5 protein-coding genes, 1 tRNA gene and 1 pseudogene are annotated in these 3,588 nt (G+C 49.9%); 5 read left to right on the forward strand and 2 right to left on the reverse strand.

Annotation, left to right across the window (positions count from 1 at the left end; translation table 11 throughout):
* Together J0895_RS21475 and J0895_RS21480 are read right to left on the reverse strand one after the other, a co-directional pair.
* Positions 1–210 (reverse strand): annotated as a pseudogene (locus J0895_RS21475) (photosystem II D2 protein (photosystem q(a) protein)); the annotation flags it as partial.
* A 193-nt stretch (positions 211–403) separates the two neighbouring features.
* A complete protein-coding gene (locus tag J0895_RS21480; protein WP_207090037.1) occupies positions 404–580 on the reverse strand; it encodes a hypothetical protein in 177 nt (58 codons plus the stop codon).
* Positions 581–643: 63 nt separating this feature from the next.
* Between J0895_RS21480 and J0895_RS21485 the strand changes: the two genes are divergently transcribed.
* From J0895_RS21485 to J0895_RS21505, 5 genes are all read left to right on the forward strand, one after another.
* Entirely contained in the window at positions 644–922 is a 279-nt protein-coding gene (locus J0895_RS21485; protein ID WP_207090038.1) for a UPF0367 protein family, read from the forward strand.
* Positions 919–1,617, forward strand: coding sequence for an energy-coupling factor ABC transporter ATP-binding protein (locus J0895_RS21490; protein ID WP_207090039.1), 699 nt, complete (start codon positions 919–921; stop codon positions 1,615–1,617). The genes J0895_RS21485 and J0895_RS21490 overlap by 4 nt, the downstream gene beginning before the upstream one ends.
* A gap of 189 nt (positions 1,618–1,806) precedes the next feature.
* Positions 1,807–2,352 (forward strand): NYN domain-containing protein, encoded by a 546-nt coding sequence (locus J0895_RS21495; RefSeq protein WP_207090040.1) that lies wholly within the window; start codon positions 1,807–1,809, stop codon positions 2,350–2,352.
* 170 nt (positions 2,353–2,522) lie between these two features.
* A tRNA-Asn gene (locus J0895_RS21500) sits at positions 2,523–2,594 on the forward strand.
* Positions 2,595–2,682: 88 nt separating this feature from the next.
* A partial coding sequence (locus J0895_RS21505) for an aminotransferase class V-fold PLP-dependent enzyme (protein ID WP_207090041.1) occupies positions 2,683–3,588 on the forward strand: 906 nt, incomplete at its 3' end.

Genomic DNA, 3,588 nt, shown 5'->3' on the forward strand with positions numbered 1-3,588 from the left:
ACCTTCTAAATAGGAGGAAGCTAATCCGTGGGTGTACCAAGAGGTGACGAAGGTGGTGCCGGTCAGCCAGCCCCCCACTGCGAGATAGGCGCAGGGGAAGAGTAATAGGCCAGACCAACCGATAAAGACGAAGCGATCGCGTTTTAGCCAGTCATCGAGGACGTCAAACCATCCTCGCTCTGTCTGTGCGCGTCCGACTGCAATCGTCATAACGCAAAATCTCCAAAATAAAATGACTACGCTTAACTCTTTCTGAGCGTTTTCGCCCGGGGTTTCTGCCTGCTATAGCAGAAAATGGGCGATCGCGGTTCAAGAGTTTACGTTTCTTTACTATGTTTCTCATTATAGGGGGAAAACTGAAAATTTTTAAACCCCCTAATCTAAAAATTTTCTGAAGAGTGACTCAAGGGGAGTGGAGATGGGGGTGGGACTCACGGAGCGGATTGGTTTCCAGAACCCGGGATACCAACAGCAAACAGGATTGATCGGGTTGAGCCTTGCGGAGGGCCACAGGGAGCAGAAACCCGACAGGGATAGGAGTGCGATCGCCGCTTTTTTGAGGTCGTTCATTTCCAGACATCCCCGGAATGCTGAGATTTTGGGATACTAGAAAAGTGCGGTCCAATGAACTTTGCCACAAATCATGTTTACGATTGACTTAACCCTGAAAAACACTCCTTTACCTCTATCGGTGCAACGGAAGACTATCGAAGATGCCCAGGCCCTCTACCAGGAGGTAGTCGGAGCGATGCGCTCAGGGAGTTCTGAGATTTTGGAACTCACCTGCGAGAAGATGCCTGAGAAAAAAATCGCCGTCTTTATTAATCAGCTCACAGCGGTGCAAATCTCTGAAAAGTCTGGTGCGGCGGGGGCAGGCAAAGCGCCTGGATTTGCGGCGTTGGTGGAATCCCTGAGTCAATGAACCCGCAGTCTGCTAGTGACGATCGCCCGAATGCGATCGTTGTGCAGGACCTCTGCTTTAACTGGCCCTCGGGAGCAGAGGTGTTAAAATCATGCTCCTTGGCAGTTCCCCAGGGTGAATTTTGGATGCTCTTGGGGACCAATGGCAGTGGAAAATCTACGTTACTCCGGTTACTGGCTGGTTTGCTTGCCCCTAAAGACGGTCAAATTGCCATTTCTCGTCCCGTGGGGTTTGTGTTCCAAAACCCAGATCATCAGTTAGTGATGCCGACTGTAGGTGCCGATGTCGCTTTTGGGTTGGTGGAGGAAAATCTTACCCTGGCTCAAACTAGACATCGGGTGGAAGAAGCCCTAACAGCAGTTAATTTACTCGCCCTGCAACGACGTCCAATCTATGCTCTGAGTGGAGGTCAAAAGCAGCGGGTTGCCATTGCTGGGGCGATCGCCCGCCATTGCGAGGTTCTGTTATTAGATGAGCCAACCGCTTTACTGGACCCAGACAGTCAGTTAGACCTGGTGGCTCAAGTCCAGCGGTTGGTGAAAAGCCGAGGTTTAACAGCGCTCTGGGTCACCCATCGTTTTGAGGAATTAGCCTATTGCGATGGGGCGTTCCTGCTGGAGCAGGGGCGGATGGTCGATTCGGGAAATCCGCAGCCCCTGATCCAACGATTGATGGAATCTGAGGATTTAGAGTGATATCCAGGGCCGCGACTGCTATTTCCCGTAGTCGCGGCCCTTTCCCCTTGAAAAGATATCGTTATGCTTGGCGCGAGTTTAGTTTAAAATTTTAAACTAAACTTAAATTTTTATTAGAACAAAAAATGATATAATGCAAAGCGCCTAGTCTGATTCTGAGTAAATTATAAACAAATGTAAAGAAAAGCCATGCCACGCTCCTCAGCGCGACCTTTATTGCTCGTGGATGGATACAACATCATAGGACTATGGTCAAAGCTCAAAACCAAGCGAGACTTTGACGGGTTAGAAGCATCCCGCCGAGAACTAATCGAGTCGCTGATCAACTACAGCGCCTTTGAAGGATTAGATACTCTGGTGGTTTTTGATGCTCATTCTCGCCATGAGCCCATCTGCACCGAAGTCATCTCGAAAAGTTTATCCGTCTGCTACACCGATTTTGGGCAAACCGCAGACACCTATATTGAAAAAACCTGTGCCACCTTTCGGCGAAACTTGGGAAGCCTGCATCGTCGGTTAATTGTGGCGACCTCAGACCGTGCTCAGCAGCAAACGGTTTTAGGATATGGGGCGGAATGGATGTCAGCGCTTCAGTTCGTCCAAGCGATAGAAGCGACGGAACGCCGTTGCCGGAGTAAACAGAAAACCCGCAACCAGCCCTCTAGTCGGTTTCTGGTCTCGGGACTGGATGCGGAAGCGCAGCAGCGACTCGCGCAGTTGCGAAGGGGTCTGTAGGGGGGCTAACACCCTTGATTTCTGGGACTTGTGAGGCGATCGCCACCCCTACCGAATCAGACCCGATCCCAACTTTCAAAAAAAAATTAAAAATTTTTTGAAAAAGGGGTTGCCAAAACCAGAAAGGTATGTGTATTATTAATAACGGTGAGCCAAGCAAACCGAAACGTTCCTCGGTAGCTCAGTGGTAGAGCGGTCGGCTGTTAACCGATTGGTCGTAGGTTCGAATCCTACCCGGGGAGTTGATTAATTTTAGACTTTGGAGTGAAGAGATTAGATTGGGATTCAGTCTAATCTCTTCATATTCAACGTTTAAAAATAAACAAGATTATGTTGAAAAGCACGGATTTAGAAGGGCACAGACCGACCGAATTTTCGGCTTATTGGTCCCTAGACCCGCAGATTACTTTTTTAAATCACGGTTCTTTTGGGGCCTGTCCTTTTCCGGTATTAGAAGTCCAGGAACAGGTGCGGCAGCAGCTAGAACGGGAACCTGTGCAGTTTTTCGTGCGCGAATTTGAGCCGCTTCTGGATCAAGCGCGGGAACAGTTAGCCCAATTCGTTGGGGTGGATGGGCGGGACTTGGTGTTTGTGCCGAATGCCACCACGGGGGTGAATTCTGTGCTGCGATCGCTCCAGTTTAACCCCGGAGACGAGTTACTGACCACGGACCACGAGTACAACGCCAGTCGCAACGCCTTAGAATTTGTCGCCGATCGCGCCGATGCCCGGATTGTCGTCGCCCCGGTTCCCTTCCCCATCGCCTCAAAACAGGAGATTGTAGACGCGGTGATGGCAAGGGTAAGCGAAAAAACTAAACTCGTTCTGTTAGACCATATTAGTAGTCAAACCGGATTAATTTTTCCCATTGAGGAAATCATTCAGCAGCTTTCCCAATTTGGGATTGAGACTCTGATTGATGGCGCACATGCACCCGGGATGCTACCCCTGAATTTATCAGAAATTGGGGCGACTTACTATAGCGGCAACTGTCATAAATGGTTATCTGCACCGAAAGGGGCGGCATTTTTGTACGTTCGAGGCAGCCACCAACAGAAAATTCGACCCCTCACCATCAGTCATGGGGCCAATTCCCCCCGGACGGATAAATCTCGCTTCCAACTAGAATTTGATTGGACCGGAACCGGGGACCCTTCGGCTTATTTATCCGTCCCTGCGGCGATTCAGTTTATGGGGTCCCTGCTTCCTGGGGGGTGGCCTGAATTAATGTCAAGA

The organism is Phormidium pseudopriestleyi FRX01, from assembly GCF_017313335.1.
Classification (GTDB): Bacteria; Cyanobacteriota; Cyanobacteriia; order Cyanobacteriales; family Laspinemataceae; genus Laspinema; species Laspinema pseudopriestleyi.